The 15,588-nt window shown below is 62.6% G+C and carries 12 protein-coding genes and 1 pseudogene; all 13 read right to left on the bottom strand.

The features are described from left to right. Positions 1 to 95: 95 nt before the first annotated feature. Positions 96 to 1,205 carry a hypothetical protein gene (locus tag D106_RS0105350; RefSeq protein WP_018879435.1) on the bottom strand — a complete coding sequence of 370 codons (1,110 nt, stop codon included), beginning with the start codon at positions 1,203 to 1,205 and terminating at the stop codon, positions 96 to 98. Then, complete coding sequence (locus D106_RS15260; protein ID WP_018879434.1) at positions 1,192 to 2,142, bottom strand: glycosyltransferase family 2 protein; 951 nt, start codon at positions 2,140 to 2,142, stop codon at positions 1,192 to 1,194. The genes D106_RS0105350 and D106_RS15260 overlap by 14 nt, the downstream gene beginning before the upstream one ends. Further along, complete coding sequence (locus D106_RS15255; RefSeq protein WP_018879433.1) at positions 2,132 to 3,643, bottom strand: hypothetical protein; 1,512 nt, start codon at positions 3,641 to 3,643, stop codon at positions 2,132 to 2,134. The genes D106_RS15260 and D106_RS15255 overlap by 11 nt, the downstream gene beginning before the upstream one ends. After that, the gene (locus D106_RS0105335; RefSeq protein WP_018879432.1) at positions 3,640 to 5,094 is read right to left on the bottom strand and encodes a hypothetical protein; all 1,455 of its coding nucleotides are present in this window, start codon (positions 5,092 to 5,094) and stop codon (positions 3,640 to 3,642) included. Before D106_RS0105335 ends, D106_RS15255 begins: the two co-directional genes overlap by 4 nt. Positions 5,095 to 5,258: 164 nt before the next feature. After that, positions 5,259 to 5,918, bottom strand: a complete 660-nt coding sequence (locus D106_RS14210) for an HAD family hydrolase (RefSeq protein WP_038045581.1) — start codon at positions 5,916 to 5,918, stop codon at positions 5,259 to 5,261. 1 nt (position 5,919) lies between these two features. Further along, complete coding sequence (locus D106_RS0105320; protein WP_018879430.1) at positions 5,920 to 6,651, bottom strand: 3-deoxy-manno-octulosonate cytidylyltransferase; 732 nt, start codon at positions 6,649 to 6,651, stop codon at positions 5,920 to 5,922. Positions 6,652 to 6,653: 2 nt separating this feature from the next. Next, positions 6,654 to 7,739: a hypothetical protein gene (locus tag D106_RS15075; RefSeq protein WP_155986316.1), complete on the bottom strand. Its 1,086-nt coding sequence runs from the start codon at positions 7,737 to 7,739 to the stop codon at positions 6,654 to 6,656. Positions 7,740 to 7,841: 102 nt separating this feature from the next. After that, positions 7,842 to 9,527: an aldolase catalytic domain-containing protein gene (locus D106_RS0105310; protein ID WP_018879428.1), complete on the bottom strand. Its 1,686-nt coding sequence runs from the start codon at positions 9,525 to 9,527 to the stop codon at positions 7,842 to 7,844. A 752-nt stretch (positions 9,528 to 10,279) separates the two neighbouring features. After that, positions 10,280 to 10,651, bottom strand: a pseudogene (locus tag D106_RS14640) (type II toxin-antitoxin system VapC family toxin); the annotation flags it as partial. Beyond that, positions 10,648 to 10,854, bottom strand: coding sequence for an AbrB/MazE/SpoVT family DNA-binding domain-containing protein (locus D106_RS0105305; protein WP_018879427.1), 207 nt, complete (start codon positions 10,852 to 10,854; stop codon positions 10,648 to 10,650). The pseudogene D106_RS14640 and the gene D106_RS0105305, both read right to left, overlap by 4 nt. A gap of 161 nt (positions 10,855 to 11,015) precedes the next feature. Further along, a complete protein-coding gene (locus D106_RS0105300) occupies positions 11,016 to 12,743 on the bottom strand; it encodes a hypothetical protein (protein WP_018879426.1) in 1,728 nt (575 codons plus the stop codon). Positions 12,744 to 13,023: 280 nt separating this feature from the next. Next, on the bottom strand, positions 13,024 to 13,578 hold the full coding sequence (locus D106_RS0105295) for a sugar transferase (protein ID WP_026280580.1): 555 nt from the start codon (positions 13,576 to 13,578) through the stop codon (positions 13,024 to 13,026). 247 nt (positions 13,579 to 13,825) lie between these two features. Continuing rightward, complete coding sequence (locus D106_RS0105290; protein ID WP_018879424.1) at positions 13,826 to 15,541, bottom strand: bifunctional sulfate adenylyltransferase/adenylylsulfate kinase; 1,716 nt, start codon at positions 15,539 to 15,541, stop codon at positions 13,826 to 13,828. Positions 15,542 to 15,588: the final 47 nt, after the last annotated feature.

The following is a 15,588-nucleotide window of genomic DNA, read 5'->3' as shown; positions in this document are numbered from 1 at the left end:
AAGAGGAACTGGGGGCGATTGCCGAGCCGCCGCCAGCCTCAGCTTCCCCTCTTGTGAACCGCGAGCACCATAAGCCAAGCGTTACACGATCTTGCTCAAGTCAGATCCTTGACGAGAATGCGAGACTCGGAACTGGTGTTCCGCTCATAAAACCCCTGCGCTGCAAGACGAAGTGTCGAACTCGACAGAGCCCCATCAGGGATCCGGTACGCCCACAGTTCACTATCGATTTCCAGCATCTGCAGGTTCTCCAGCGCACTGCTGAACCAGCTCGCGATCACCGCGGGCGGCCAAGCCTCCTCAAACAGGCTCAACTCGTAAGGGCCATTCATACGCTTGCATTCCACACCCGTTTCTCGACTGACTTGTTCAAGCCAGCTCCCGCTTTCTGCGGGGTGCGGAATGTAGATCCAGTTCAACTCGGGATGATGTGCCATGGCCTCACGCAACCATCGGAGATACTCCTGACTGGAAACCTCTCCGCGCTCAACGAACGGCGCACCCAGAAAATGGCCGGACGAATCCGCCCCCTTCCGCACCACCCCGAACATCGAACGAACCCAGCGGTACTCGTTGGCCACCACGGGGAATCCAGCCTCTTCCGCTAGCGCCGAGTAGCACGTGAACATCAGATCCGGCCGACTCCGCAACATGAACCTGCCATACATCAGCCGATACAGAAGGGCCGCCGCCAGATTCACCAACCTGCCTCGACTTGCAAAACCAAGCCACCAATCCGCACCTGCCCCCCATTCAGCACAGGCCTTGAGATACGACGCGGTGCTCGTGCCATCGTCGGCGAAAACGACCTCCGCCCGCGCTTTCGCCGCCAGGTAACGCATGTCGCGATTCCACTGGTTCGTTACCACGACCCTGTCAATCAGGAACTCGGAAAGGCGTGCCAGTACCCCCAGGACTGATCGCCGGTTGCGCGACAATGCGGCAACGGCTGTCCAAGGATTTCCATCCGATGCCGGGAGATCGAGGTGCAAAGGGAGCACCTCGTCAAACGCTGCAATTAATGGGTCGGGAAGCGTCGCGGCGGCGGTGTAGTGCTCCCACCGCCGCTGGAACAGGATCAGGACCGCCCTGGTGCCGGCATCGCCAAGCGCATACCTCGCTTCCACCGCGTTCAGGATCTGGAGCGGCGTGGAGGCGAGATACAGCTCGACGCTCGGGGACGTGTTGGATTCAGCTCGCCCCATGGGCCCCCTTCTCATGCTGATGCACGGCATCAAGCAGTGAATCTCTAGCTCGCGCCGAGACAAATGTCATGGCCAGATTCTTCGCACCGTCCGATGCATCAACTCGACCGGGCTGTTCCCTGAACAACTTGTCCAGCCAACGTTGGCTCCGGCGTGCCAGTTCCTTCTCTACAATCCGGAGCTCCGGTCGCTCCAGAAGCTGCGCGGCATCTGCGTGACACTTCATCAGGGAGCGCCACCAGCCATCTACTTTAGCTCCACCTTTCTCGCCAGTCGTAATCGAACCCGGCGTGCGCCGCCATCGATATACGCATCCACGAAAATGGCTCGTCCCGCGTGAGCGCAGATGGGCTTGCAACACGACCGGCATGTCCTCGTAGCAACCCCACTCGGGAAACCGCAACCGGGCATTCATCCAGAACGCACGGCGGTACACCTTGGCCGTCACCACGGTATCCACCAGCAGGGCCGGTTCCTCTCTCCAGTCCACAGGGCCCGGAGGAAGCGAGCTGAAACCGGGAAACACCCGACGCACGGGCTGATCCCCGCCGCACCGCAGCATCCGCCCCAGCACGACGTCGGCTCTGTCCCGGTCGGCCACCGCCAGCAAGCGCCCGAAAGCACCGCGGGGAATCACATCGTCCGCATCCACAAACGCGAGGAAATGACCCCGGGCCTGGTCCACGCCCGCATTCCGCGCGCACCCCGGGCCCTCGTGGCCCGTCTGAATCAGCTGGACACGGCCATGCGACCGCTGCCACGCCCGGGCTACTGCCGCCGTCCCATCAGTGCTGCCATCATCGACCACGATGATCTCCGGGCCCCGGACACCACACCGGTATAGTGAATCCAGGCACTCCGGCAGCCATCGTTCGGCCTGAAAGGCGGGAACGATTACCGATAGCAACGGCCGCTCGCCGTTGGCATCAACGGGCATCGGCGCTCACGGTACGACTCGGTGGTGGCACCGCTTCCTGCCCGGTCTCGGCGACAAGCGCTTGGTGCAACACGGGAACGGGCCGGACATCGATCCCGCTACCGCTCTCGTGCCGACGATAGAACGCGTCGGCTGCCCCGAAAATGGCCGCCTGGTTCGCCTTGCGCTTTTTCGACAACGTACTTTTGAAAGCGGGGATGCGATAGGCCACCAACTGGAGGTCCGGCAACCCCACCACCTCAAGATGCTCCAGTGCCGAACAGAACCAACTGGCCACGACAGCCGGCCGCCGTTGCATGATGGCCAGCGCGATCTTGTACGGGAGCCCCAGGCTGCGGATCTCGATATCGAGCTCTTTCGCGAGCCTGCCCAGGAATTCTTCGCTCTCGCGGGGATGCGGCACATACACCATCTCCCGGCCGTCGCTCGAATCCTGCTGCACGCGCCGCAGCCAATCGATGTAGTCCGCAAACGGCACGCCGTCTCGCTCGACCAGCGGTGCCCCCAGGAAGTGTAGCTCGCTGGCATCCGGGGATGACTCTTCAAGCCGATCCCGCAGCCAGCCCAACCGATTGGGCTCCCAGCGCCCCGGCGGTAAAGGCCAGGTCTCCGCAACGGTAAAGTAGGTCTGGGCTCGCGGATACGCCCGTTTGAGTGCGCCGGTATCGATCTCCATCAACGGTTCCGGTAGGTGAGACAGCCCCCTGTAATGCTGAAACCGCGCATCCACTGCCTGAATCAGGCCAGCCCCGCGCGGGCCAATGCGATCCCACAGCCTTGCTGCCCCCGGAATGGTTTTGATGAGCCGCCGAACCGGGCGCGGAATCAAGGGGCGTCTCCCGGCGCGCTTCCCGCCTGTTTTTCGCCGAGCCCGCTTACGCTTGGAAGATGCAGCCGATCCTCGACCCTGATCCTCGCGCGGAGTGGATTGGCGACTTGTGCCACCCTTCCCGACTTTATTGCTGCCCGCCTTGCGCTTCCCCGGCATCCCTGCCCCACGCACCGCATCCTTGCGCACCAGCGTCGGTGTCATGGTGCCATCGTCGAGCCAGATCAGTTCCTCGCCCCCAAGCCACGCTGCGACCTGACGATTGACCGGCAACCGGTTCAATGCCGCCATGACGAACCTTGGACCCCGAGCGCCGGCCAGATGGCGTTGCCAGTCCGCGCGATGCCGCTCGCGCCGAAGCACCGAGGCAAGGCCTGGGAACCCGGTCCGCAACGCCGGCGGCGTCGCCAGCCAGAACACGCGGCCCCAGTCGCCAATCTCGTCCAGCGTGCGCTCCAGCGTCTCTCCGTTCACACTTGACTGTTTGAATACGACGACCCAGACGTCCTGCGGTGACACACCCCAGTGGGCACAAGCCTCCCGTATCTGCCACACATGCATGGGGGAGTTGATCACCGCCACCGCGAGGGGCCCGACCTCCGCTGAACCCGCATCGCCGCGAGCCTGGCCCGGTGCAAAAGCGTCTTCTCGCGCAAAGCTGAACCCCTTCATGCCGTTTGCTCCGTGTGTTCGACACCTTCCGCGAATACCGAGGAACCACCCGCCTGATACTCCAGCGCTCGGGCAAGCCGTCGGCCGATCTCCCGATCGTTTTCCTCCGGATCCAGCTGCTCCGGTGACAGACACGGATTGATGTAGGCATCCAAATGCCCGGGAAAACTCAGGTGGGCCAGCCGTCCCAGATAGCTCCGGATTTCGGCCGGCGACGGTGCACGCCCCTGCCGAATCGCCCTCAGCGCCTTGTGCGCCTCCAGGCGGGTCCGCACCGGAAAGATAGCCGGGGCCGACTGGTACAGAATGTGGCCGAACACAATGGCCGGCTTGCCCGTCAGCCACGCCTCCCAGGCCGCCGCCCCTGTTACCGTCGCCACGGCTCGGCTCTCGCGCTGCAGCGCGAACGAGTCCCAGTCCATGGGCACCAACGTGACCCCCGGCGTACTGACAAGAGCGTCATACCAGCCCTCGGGGCGCAGGGCGAGCTGCTGGTTCGGATGTTCCTTCACCGCCAACCGCCACCCGGCCGGCAGGGCCTCCGCCAGCAACCGCACCGCACGCAGCTGGTCCGAGAAAAAGGCGCCCAGCGGATTCGTGCTGGCCTCTGGCTGCATGTGCAACGGGAAGTAGATGAAATTCTCCGGCAACCTCGCACCGTGGGTCAGTTCCCCCAGCCGTCGCTGATTCGCCCGCTCGGTTGCCAGCAGGTTCCGCATCACCCGCGCCTTGCGGCGCTGCGGTCCAACGACTGCCGCCAGCCACCCGAGGGGCCCTCGAACCCGCGAGTCGATAAATGGCCGCGCCCACTGTCCTGGCCGGACAATGCCACGCTCGCTCAGCCGCTGGGCGGAGAGCTCGCCCAGTGTCTTGCCACCCTCGACCACCTCGCGGTGAATATCTTCCAGATCGGCCGGCAAAGGGGCCAACGCCTCACTCTCGGGAATCTCCTCCGGCCGGATGAGACGGCCGTCAGCGCCGTGCACCGCGTGATGCTCGAACAAACCTGCGGGCAGGTAGAGCCGGGCGCTGACCCCCGGAACGATCGGAAGGCGGTAGGGAAACACGGCCGGCATCCCTTTCCCTTTCGCCAGCAGGTACACAATCAGGTCATCGACAAGGTGCGGGCAGTTCGAATTGATATATCCCGTCAACGCCCGTTCCTCCATCAGACGGGCCCAATGGGCGACCCGGTTCCGCAACTCCATCCGCCTTTGTTCGAAGATGTGGAAGCCGGGCGATGCAACATCCTTTTCAACCTGTAAAAATCGACGTCCCATCATTTCCATGAGCAACGTCTCATGGGGCGCAATAGTTTCGTAGACATCACAGCCCAACGCTTCGCAGCTAGACTGGACGCCAGTTTCATAAAAAAGCGAAAAATTCCAGTCCAGCGTATAAGTCCGCTCATCAGTGACGTAATACTTGGCAGAGCGGGACACGAGTGTCATCCGGGCGTTGAGTTCATCCAGAAGCGAACGCACAACGCCGGGACCATTGTCCAAACGCGTGAAAGGCGACGTTTTTATAGGAGAAAAAGGGAAACCGAAGGCGATAAGGTTGTCTACGCGAAGTCCCGCTCTATTGCGTGGCACACTGGGATGATCCACATCGCTCACGGGATCACCTCCGACAAATGCGCAACGCATGCCACATCGTGGCCATCGACATACTCCGGCCACTGCACAAACTCGGAGTATCCGGACACAAACAGGAAGTCCATGCCGTGACCTATCGCCACCTCATGGTCGTAGCGTGCATCTCCCACGAAAAGCGATGGCTCAGCCCAGCCATGTTCACCGGCCGCCCTCTCTACCAGGTCCGCCTTGTCCTGCGGATTGCCATAAATCCCGTGAAAGTGCCGGACGAGTCCCTTCTCCGCCAAGACCCAACGCACTTCGTCCTCTGCGCCCCCGGAGACTACGTAGCGCCACGCATCGCCCGGCAACCGCTCGAGTAGCTCCTCGGCACCTTCAGCCACCGCGCAGGACGCCAGACCCTCCCGCACGCACCGGGCGTATCGCTTCAGCAACTCGTCGTAAGCCTCTTCGGATCCTGGACACTCGCCCACGATACGCTCGAGGAAATAACCGAACTTCCGCTGACGGGAGACACCGCCATGTTCCCGGTGGTAACGCACTAGCTCGCGCGCCGCATCCTCCCCGTAGGGAAGCGCTGCCTCGTAAAAGGCGTCGGTTTTCACTCGATTCGAATCGAGAAGAACGCCATCACAGTCGAACACGAACGTCCTGTAGTCGCTCAACCGCCGTTGCATGCTAGCCACTCCGCGCCTCCAGTGCTTCCTCAACCCGGGCCACATCCTCGGGCACGTCCACGGCAATCGAACTCCCCGAAACCGGCACCATCTCCACTTCGTAGCCAAGCTCCAGGAATCGGAGGATCTCGATATCCTCTTCGGCCTCCAGCGGGGTCTTGCCCCCATGCGCCGCGAAGTCGCGCAGAGCCTCGGGCGGGAAGGCATAGATGCACACCTGCTTGTTCGCCCACCGAAATCCGCCTTCCTTGTTTCCGGGCAGGCCCGTTCGGCTCATGTACAGCAGGCGCCCATCCTGTCGTGCCACGACCTTGGGTACCGTCAAGCTGTGGTAGTCCCGCTCGTCCGCGATGGGGCAATACGCGTTGACCACGGCTCCAGGTCTCGCCCTGGCGGCATCAATCACCTTCTGGATATCCGCTGGCTCGATCAGCGGCTCGTCCCCCTGCACGTTGATGTACAGATCCGCCGGGCACGATGCGGCGGCGGCCGCCAGCCGATCGGTCCCGGTCGCGCAGCTGTCAGGCGTCATTACCCACTGCATGCCCCTGTCAGCACAGTGGTCCGCGATGCGCTGGTCATCCGTCGCCACCACGACACGTTCCTCGCCCAGAACCGGCACGCACCGTTTCCAGACCCGTTCAAGAAGCGTCGTGCCATTGATCTTCGTGAGCGGCTTGCCCGGAAAACGCGATGACGCATACCGCGCAGGAATTATGATGACAATATCCATCCTTAACCCTTTCCCCCTGACACTTTCCTGGGTTGACCATTTGCGCTGGACGTCTCTTGACCCACGTAGGCCTCAAGATACTCAACCAACCGCTTTTTTATAAGCTTTTCCGCCTTTTCTGTTGGCCTGCGAAGCCGGAGGTAAAACTTGGCCACATCCTTCGGCCGAAGCTCTCCAAGCGCACAGCGCACCGTCTCCATTATCCTGTTTGCGATCCCATAGAATGTTGGGCTCGGTTTAATATGAATCAGGGCTTCCTGCGCCGCATAGTGCGCGTACACTCGATACTCCTTTGATTCACTGCGATCCCCACGATGAGCAAGAACCGCCGACTTCAACAGAAGAAGCCGGGTACGGTTTTCCCCGTGATGGAATGGATTCGCCTTGGTCGATGGCCGGAAGCCGTTGAGTGCCCGATCGATGACAGGCTCGATCTCTGCATAGGCACGGCGCATCAGCAATACGTGAACTAACGCCATCGTTGCCGATAGACGAATCTGCTCCCTGTCTTTCCGATGCTCCTTATCGGGCTGAAGCAATTCAATATTCCCAATGACTTCTGATAGCACCTCTTGTGCTAGCACCATACTTGAATCCGGAGCATGACCTTCGACAGATTTATATGCGAGCATGACAGCCAGCGGCGCAGCTGTCTCACGCCGCCAGTCTGCGTACCGCAGGAGCTGATCCACTTGGAAGGCCAGGGTTTCGTCATCTTGCACGCGATCACCTGGACGGAAAAGCGAGGCCGCGACTTGCTCTTCAGACTCCAACCAAAGACCCGCCACCCGGTGACGCCCCAATTCGAAAGGAACAGCGAGCGAATTATGGTTTTCCACGCCGTGAACTTTCACTTCGCAAAGGGGCTCATCAAATTCCGGGATCGGGATGGCGCCCCATCCCGCAGGTTCCTGCGCATCCTCCTTATGGCCCCACTCCAGCTGAAATTCCTGTGTACCAGTCAGAAATTGAAACTGGCCCCGAAGCACCCCGAATACTGGCGCTTCGTTCGTCTCAGGGCTTAAACTCAGGGGGTGCAGAAGAAACTCTACACTCCCCTCCCGAATTCGGGTGTCAATGGTAAACATCTTTAAATTCCTGATTCCGTTATATTTGAGGCCACTCGGCGGGAAACCATCCCTAACCAAAAGGCTGGCCACTCCCACATGGGAGCGAATTCCTCACAACCTTTAGTTTGAAGAGCCGGACCCCATAGCCGGCGCCCGTGCATCCTCGTGCGGGGGCACCTGAATCGGCGCATAGACCGTAGATTGTCGGATGGAGTGCAAAGTAGTTGGTGTAATCGCCACAAGCGGACGATGCGCCGGCATTTCTGAGTACAGGCGGAGGGCACCTTCCAATTCCTGGTGCCTGGGGTCAGCAGGCGCATGCCCGTCCACACCCGCTAGAAGAATCGTAGTGGCTCCTGCTGCATTCGCATACGCTGCCGCATACAGCAACGTGAGCGCGGAGGGAACGGTGGCAGTTCGGCTGGTGATGGAGAACTGGTGCGGATCCACCTTCATCCCGAAATCCAGGTGAGACCAATGCTGAAGCGACGGACGCGCTTCAGCCGGAATAGCCGAACGCGGAGCAATCAGCGTCCCGCTGTTCGCCTCATAGAGATGCTTCTCCAGCAACAGGCGCTCTGGCGTGCAGGTGCTCCAGGCATCCACCAGATCCGCCGAAATCCAGGGATTCCAGTTCGTGCTGATCACATAGGGACGTTCACGGGAGATGAATTGCTCCAGCGCTGAGCAATGCTTGCTAACCTGATCCCCCGACCCGAGAATCAAAACGGTACGGCCCTCCAGGCGCCCGGTAACGTCCAGCGCACCTTCATTCTCTGAAACGTGCGACGAACTTGCGTGGCTCAAGAGGCGCGGGCAGAAACTGCGAGCGTCCAGGTTACCCAACCGCTTGAGCGCCGCGATTACATCGTGATGACTGTACCGTTCACTCGTCAGCATCTCCTGCACGTACGTTGGGTGCACGTTATACAGGGCCGACAGGTGGTAAAAGATACTGGGCCCCCACCCGTGCTCAGTCTGCAGATCACCAAACTCTCCCACCACCAGGTCCAACAGGGCGTCCATCTCCTGACCGGCACGAATGCCGCGGCGGTCCAGTTCGAGCAAGAGGGTCTCGGTCCTCAGGTTCCCGGCACCTCGGCCCATCCCGAGGACGGTGGCATCCAGCCAGGTACAACCCGACTCGCAGGCACGCATCGTATTGGCCAGCGCATTTCCCATGTTGTCATGGGTATGGACGCCCAGCGCACCGCTCCACTGGCTGCGGAGCGCATCCACCATCCCCTCGATATCGACGGGCTCCATGTTCCCGAATGAATCGGCAAAGTAGAGAACATCCAGGGGCAGCGTGGCGGCGAACGCCGCTTTCGCTTCGAGCTCTTCCCGCGGGCGCCCGGTGGCCTGCATCAGGTTAAGGCCCACTTGATACCCGAGGCGCGACAATGCACGAACCGCAGGGGCACAAGCTTCCACCTCATTAAAATGGGCGGCAATACGTACCAGGCTGACGGGTGACTCGTCCCTGGGTGCAAAGAGCTCATGCACAACCTGCTCTGGGTCTTCCGTTTCCAGAAGCTCCTTCGCGTTGCACATGACACCGAGAGTCACTCCCTCGGGCAACGGGAGGGATGACAACCATTGATCGCTGCTGAACGCATAGGGCCCGTAGAAGTCGTCCACTTTGCGGGATCGGAATCCGATCTCAACGATGTCGACACCTGCTTTTCCCATCACGGAAAGGTAGCGCTCAACGAGTGCATCGGAGAAACACCATCCGTTGTAATAGCCACCATCCCGCAATGTGCAGTCAAGAAGGGTAAGTTCCGGGGAACGGGTGTTTTCCATTGGCATTCGTTCCTGAATGACTTCACAAAGGGTCAACCAGGGGGGGGGTCCCTGACCAAGCGGTTGCGCGAGAGCCTGTGGCCAAGCCGGCGCCACCCCCTAGGGAGACGCTGATTGAATCGCACGTCCGCGCTCGAGTCGCTTTTGCGTGCGAACAAGGCGCGGTGACTGCTGTGCAGTCATTCTGCACAAGGGAGCCGCAACGCCGTGCGTGCGCCCGTTTTTGATCAACAACGGGCGGCCGAGCCCCTGATTTCGATGCCTTGTGGGGTTGGCGCCTCCTGTTCCCCGATCCTGCGTTGCGCCGCGTGCGGGTAGAACCACTACCCGCTGCACGACGCGCCTTGTCTCGGAACGCTTTGTCTCGAAGAACCGGGGGGCACCAACGCGGACGTGCGATTCAATCAGCGTCTCCCTAGCGTTCATGACCGTCCCGGGAAGATACCCCAGCGCCTCCAATAACGGAAACATTACGCCAACCCTTGACATCCCAGCGAGACTGCACGCCTCTCATCTATTCCACACCCCGGCGCAACACCAACCAGCGTGCCGCACGCATTGTGCGCCACAGCGGCGGCAGCAATACGGACGGGCGCTTCGCGCGCAAGGCAGGCCAGTGCAGCCCGTGGCCACGGAACCGCAGGAAGCAAGCCCCTCACCGGCCGGGCTTCACCCACGCCCCGTTGCCCAGAGGGCTTTGCTCGTACATGCCCGAGCCTCGGATTCATGCAGGAACCACGCCCTCTACGGCGAGGACTTCGGGAGTAGCGAACATGCGGCAAACCCTTGAAATCCGAGTGTTGAGTCCAGAGATCGGCTTGATCGGCGCGCGCGGTGGCGTAGATGATGCTGTCGGCGAGCGGGAGATCATGCTGGTTGCCAAGGCTGGCAGCGGACAGTGCCAAGGGCCCCGTGAGTTCGACCAGTTCGCCCGGCTGCATCAATGCGGCCGCCTGCAGGGCCGCCACCTCGCCTCGTTGCTGGAGTACCCGTTTGAAGACTTCGTGGAGGCTGATCGTGGGGACGATCAGTTCTGCCGTGGTCTCGATTGCGTCTGCAAACACATCGGCATTGGGACCGTCCGCAAAGTATTCCAGCCACGCGGACGAATCAACCACGTTCACACGCGATCGCCCTCGCGCGGGATGTCGGCGTCAACACCCTTGAGGAAACCCCGCATATCGCTCATACGCCGTTCGGGGATCAGCCCGATTCGGTCGTCGTACGCCACAATCTGCATTTTCTGACCTGCCCGCAGGTGCAACGCCTCGCGCACGGCCTTGGGAATGACGACCTGATATTTGGGGGAGATGGTCAGGGCTTCCATTTCAACACCACTATCGATAGGTGAATCGTTTTACTAAAGTAGCATCGAGACCATGGCCGAGCGAACGACCCTTCGCCCCAGCAAGAGCCCCATCGCCCGGAGGGTTGGGCTCCTGCGCGTTACAGAGCCCGGTACCCGCAGGAGGCGAGCGCCCTAGCCGATCAGGTGATCTCCGGGTCGGCTGGCGCCAGCCGTGCGAGCGTGTTGCGGATGGGCTTGAGCGGCTTGAGGGCTTTGCTGAAACGCTGGCCATTCAGCTCCTTTTCCAGTTGCGCGGTGAGTGCGGACAGGACCAGTTGCTGTTCGCTGGCTTCGGTCAGCGACGGGCGCTGATCGCGGGCGCCAGCCAGCGCTTCTCTCAGCGCCTCTATTGCCTTCGGGTTTGTCCGCCACCCGGCTCCGGCGGGCTCCAGTGACCAGCGCCCCCAGTGCAGCACCATGAGGCCCTCTGGGGCGGGCGCCTCCAACAGGTTTTCCGGGTTCAGGTCGGGGTTGAGAAAGGCCAGTGGCGTATCGCGCAAGTGCGCCCGCCACTCCGGCAGGCTCGCGCGCAGCACCTCCAGGTGTTGTTCGGTTGCGCCGCCGGTGGCGGCCCGTAGCGGCTCGAGCAGGGCATCGTCCAGGCGCTGCCACAGGAATGCGCGGGAGCGGGCATAGCGCTGAACCAGAGCCTTGTCCGGCTGCAACGGCAGCAGGGCCTCGCGGACCCGATCGGCTGCATCGTCCGTCTGGCCGGGGCCCTTGCCCTCGGCGGGCAAGCGCAGGACGTGGCACTGGAATCCTCGTACTTCGGTGGCGCCGACCCATTCGGGTGCCGGAAGGCCCGCGGGTGGATCCGCCAGAAGGGTCGCCTCGTGTCGAGCCTGGCCGGTGTGCCGGGCACCGAACAGCTTGACCAGATAACGCGGCCCTTCCGGTGTGCGGCAGTCCAGTGCGAATACCTCGCCCGCCGCCAGTTGGCGCCAGCGGATGGTACCGTCCGCCGGCCAGGGCTCGCCGGTCAATGCCTCCAGCACGGACGGCACCCATTCCTCGCGACGCTCCGGCAGGAACAGCGGGGCCAGTGCCTTCTTCGCATCCTGCCCACTCGGCGAAAACGCGCGACGATGAAAGAACAGCGCGTCCAGCCGCGCTCGTTCGTCGTACAGCCGGGACAGCGCTGGCACCAGGGTCGAAAGGCGCGTGAATGCCTGGCGCGACAGCAGCAGGGCGATGATCGCAGGGATCAGCCCGGGCGGGGCACGATAGAGAAAGTCGACCACGAGGTAGACAAAACTCAGCATAAAGCCGACCGCGCCGAGCACGGACAGGGTCACGCCGAGCTGTTCCTCCAGCCATTCCCGAAAGCGGGCACTCAAGGCCTGCCCCAGCAGGAGTGCCGCCGCGACCCCTGCGGAATACACCAGCATCAAGCCGGCCACGGCAGGGTACAGCCAGAGAAGCAGGACTATGACCAGGAATACAAACAGCCCGCCCGCCAGCGCGTTGGCGTAGCGCTTGTAGGCGCTGGAGGCGACCTCGTCCTGCCCCTCGAACAGGACCATCTTGCGACTTCGGGCGAGGAGCTGGCTCGCCCCTCGTTCGGAACCCAGCGCGATGATACGGTCCGCCACCAGATACAGGCCGTAGAACCCGACCGCGGCCAGACTGAGCCAAACGATCAGCGCATCGCGCTCCACCGCCGCAAATGCCGGGGGGAAATAGCGTGGAATCCCTTCGGACCCGAGCAGGATGATGACCTTGAGGGGCAGGAAGAATGCCAGCAGCATCGAGACCTGCCCCACCAGGGTGGCCAGCACCACGGCGCTGGTCGCGCCGGGCACCGCCCAGAAGAACTTGGCCCCCAGCCGCGCGCTCCAGCGAATGCCGTCCTTGAGCCCATACAGCATGGGAACCCGCTCTCCTAACCCGTAGGCGGCTCATTCTAGCAGGCTGCTAGAGCCGGGCGACCCTCGCGGGTGTGACGAGGCGAAGGGTGGCGACTTCGCTGCGCGGCTCGCTGCCCCCCCCGGATGAGCGCTTTCCGGGCGGGGTGCGGCATGAACGCCAGCGGCGCATGAGTCCCGGGCTCCTCAGAGACGCGCCAATGACGTCACGCTCCTTCGGCGACAGGCCCTTTGATTGCCTGGCCCTGGCAAAGCCCGCGAGAGTTACTGCGGACCACGCCTTTCAGCGCCGGCCCACGCGATCACCACTCCCGCGCCCCACCACGGTCGAGAGGAGGTATCCGATGTATCCGGGCAGGTCCAGGCCAGAAACCAGTTGAGCATCCAGGCGAGCGAGGCGTTCCGGGTCGGACATATCCACACCCGAAATCTGAGCCGGGCCGGTAATACCCGGCCGAATGGAAAAAACGCGATAGCGCTCACGCGCGCGGATCAGTTCGACCTGCTCGGGCAAGCACGGACGCGGCCCAACCAGACTCATCTCACCCTTGAGGACATTCCAGAGTTGAGGCAGTTCGTCCAGCTTGCTGCGCCGGAGGAAGCGACCAAAAGGCGTGATCGCGGATGCTTGGGCCTCGTGCGTGGGGACTGAAGGCGTTCCCGCGCGCATGGTGCGAAACTTGATGAGTGTAAACACACGTTGGTCTTTCCCGACCCGCTGCTGACGAAACAGCGGCGCGCCCGTGTCGAACCAGCCCACGATCCACAGCAGCGCCAGCAGCGGCGAAAGCGCCAGCAATCCAAGCAGTGCCAGCATCCAATCCAGTGTTCGGTACAACGTGAACCACCCCGGCGTTCCCAGGAAAATGAGCGATTGCGGCCTTGCCGCCAGACCCGCCCCACTCGATCCGTGATGGTACTGTTTTCGCGGGCCCCGCGTTCGCCCCACAGCGATCACAGCACCCGGATTTCCGCGAGACGACGAACGGCATGATCACATACATTTTCGCGGGTTCGCGGGCGTGCGCAGGGCTGCATCCGAAGGGGGCCATTCACGCGACGTCGCCATCAGGCGATCGGCCTGTTCAAGCGCTGCGGATGAAGCCCATCGATTCCAGTTTGAGAAGGATCCGATGGGCCGCCTCGTCCGCAGTCAACTCTCGGGTATCGAGGCGAAGCTCCGGGTTTTCCGGCTCTTCGTAGGGATCGTCGATGCCCGTCACCTCCTTGACCAGTCCGGCGCGGGCCTTGGCGTAAAGCCCTTTGCGGTCGCGCTCCTCGCACGTCTCCAGGGGGGTGGCGACATACACCTCGACAAAGCCACCCACCGCCTCGATACGCTCGCGCACCGCTCGGCGCACCGACGCGTAGGGCGCGATCGGCGCACAGATCGCGGCCCCGCCATTCTTGGTGATCTCGCTGGCAACATAGCCAATACGCTGCACATTCAGGTTGCGATGCTCGCGCGAGAAACCCAGCTCGCGCGAGAGCTCCTTGCGCACGACGTCGCCATCCAGCAGCGACACGCTGCGGCCACCGAGTTCCATCAGCTTGACGCGCAGCGCGTTGGCGATCGTGGACTTCCCGGCACCGGACAGGCCAGTAAAAAACACGGTAAAGCCCTGCTGGTGGCGGGGCGGGTAGGCTTTGCGCAGTTCTCCCACCACCTCGGGCGGTGAATACCACTCGGGTATCGCCAGCCCCTCATCCAGGCGTCGCCGAAATTCGGCATCCGGCAGACGCCATACACTCTGCCCGGGCTCGCGCTGATCGGCGGGCACGTACTGGGCGCACTCCTCCACATAAGCCATCTGCTGGACCGGGACGATCTCAATCCCGATCGCGTCCCTGTGCTGATCCAGCAGTTCCTGCGCGGCATACGGTTCGTAATAGGCAGCCCTCGACCCCCCCGGCTCCGGGCCCGCATGATCGTGGCCCACGATAAAGTGCGAACAACCGTAGTTGCGTCGGATCAGCGCATGCCAAACCGCCTCGCGCGGGCCCGCCAGGCGCATGGCCAGCGGCACCAGGCTGAGCTGGGTCGTGGCCTCGGGTGCACTACGCAGGATGTGCTCGTAGCAGCGGACACGAACAAAGTGATCAATATCGCCCGGACCCGCCATACCCACCACCGGGTGGATCAGCAGGTTCGCCTCGGTCTGGCGCACGGCACGGCGGGTCAGTTCGAGCTGGGCACGGTGCATCGGGCTGCGGGTATGGAACGCCACCACGCGGCCCCACCCCAGGCTGCGGAAGTGTTCGCGCAGTTCCGCGGGCGTGTGCCGGTAACTACGGAAATCGTAGTGCGCCGGCCGCTCCACTCCATACAGGGTTCCGCCCACATACACGGGGTGAGTTTCGTGCAGGAGGCGGGATACGCCTGGGTGAGTCGGATCAACGGTGCCGAACACCTGCCTTGCCTCGTGTTCCCGATCCGGCGTCCAGCACTCGCTCACGTCCAGCACCGCGATCAGCACACCTTCCGCATCGCGCAGCGCCACACGGGCATGATCACCCAGCTCTTTGGCAAACGCCTGGCTGACATCCAGAGTCACCGGCACGGGCCACAACGTCCCGTCCACCAGCCGCATCTCCTCGCAGACACGGACGTAATCCGCCGACTCCATGAAGCCGGTCAGCGGCGAAAACCCGCCCCCCAGAAGCATCTCGACATCGCAGAGCTGCCGCGGTGTCAGGTCCCAGCTGGGGAGGTCCCGCGACTGCTCCCGAACCTCGCGGGCCGCCGCCGCGTCGAGGTAACGGTCACACAGCGTGCCGCCGTAAGGGCTGATCCAATCCATCTCGTATCCCAAGTTCGTCGTTGCTTTCCTACTCCATGGCTCCTGAC

This window comes from Thioalkalivibrio sp. ALE9, assembly GCF_000377445.1.
GTDB lineage: Bacteria > Pseudomonadota > Gammaproteobacteria > Ectothiorhodospirales > Ectothiorhodospiraceae > Thioalkalivibrio.
This window is presented reverse-complemented; position numbering and strand designations above follow the sequence as displayed.

Bases quoted from the DNA above. Each gene is read 5' to 3' on its own strand.
- D106_RS0105350 (WP_018879435.1), bottom strand. From the start codon at position 1,205: ATGGGGCGAGCTGAATCCAACACGTCCCCGAGCGTCGAGCTGTATCTC.
- D106_RS15260 (WP_018879434.1), bottom strand. From the start codon at position 2,142: ATGCCCGTTGATGCCAACGGCGAGCGGCCGTTGCTATCGGTAATCGTT.
- D106_RS15255 (WP_018879433.1), bottom strand. From the start codon at position 3,643: ATGAAGGGGTTCAGCTTTGCGCGAGAAGACGCTTTTGCACCGGGCCAG.
- D106_RS0105335 (WP_018879432.1), bottom strand. From the start codon at position 5,094: ATGACACTCGTGTCCCGCTCTGCCAAGTATTACGTCACTGATGAGCGG.
- D106_RS14210 (WP_038045581.1), bottom strand. From the start codon at position 5,918: ATGCAACGGCGGTTGAGCGACTACAGGACGTTCGTGTTCGACTGTGAT.
- D106_RS0105320 (WP_018879430.1), bottom strand. From the start codon at position 6,651: ATGGATATTGTCATCATAATTCCTGCGCGGTATGCGTCATCGCGTTTT.
- D106_RS15075 (WP_155986316.1), bottom strand. From the start codon at position 7,739: ATGTTTACCATTGACACCCGAATTCGGGAGGGGAGTGTAGAGTTTCTT.
- D106_RS0105310 (WP_018879428.1), bottom strand. From the start codon at position 9,527: ATGGAAAACACCCGTTCCCCGGAACTTACCCTTCTTGACTGCACATTG.
- D106_RS0105305 (WP_018879427.1), bottom strand. From the start codon at position 10,854: ATGGAAGCCCTGACCATCTCCCCCAAATATCAGGTCGTCATTCCCAAG.
- D106_RS0105300 (WP_018879426.1), bottom strand. From the start codon at position 12,743: ATGCTGTATGGGCTCAAGGACGGCATTCGCTGGAGCGCGCGGCTGGGG.
- D106_RS0105290 (WP_018879424.1), bottom strand. From the start codon at position 15,541: ATGGATTGGATCAGCCCTTACGGCGGCACGCTGTGTGACCGTTACCTC.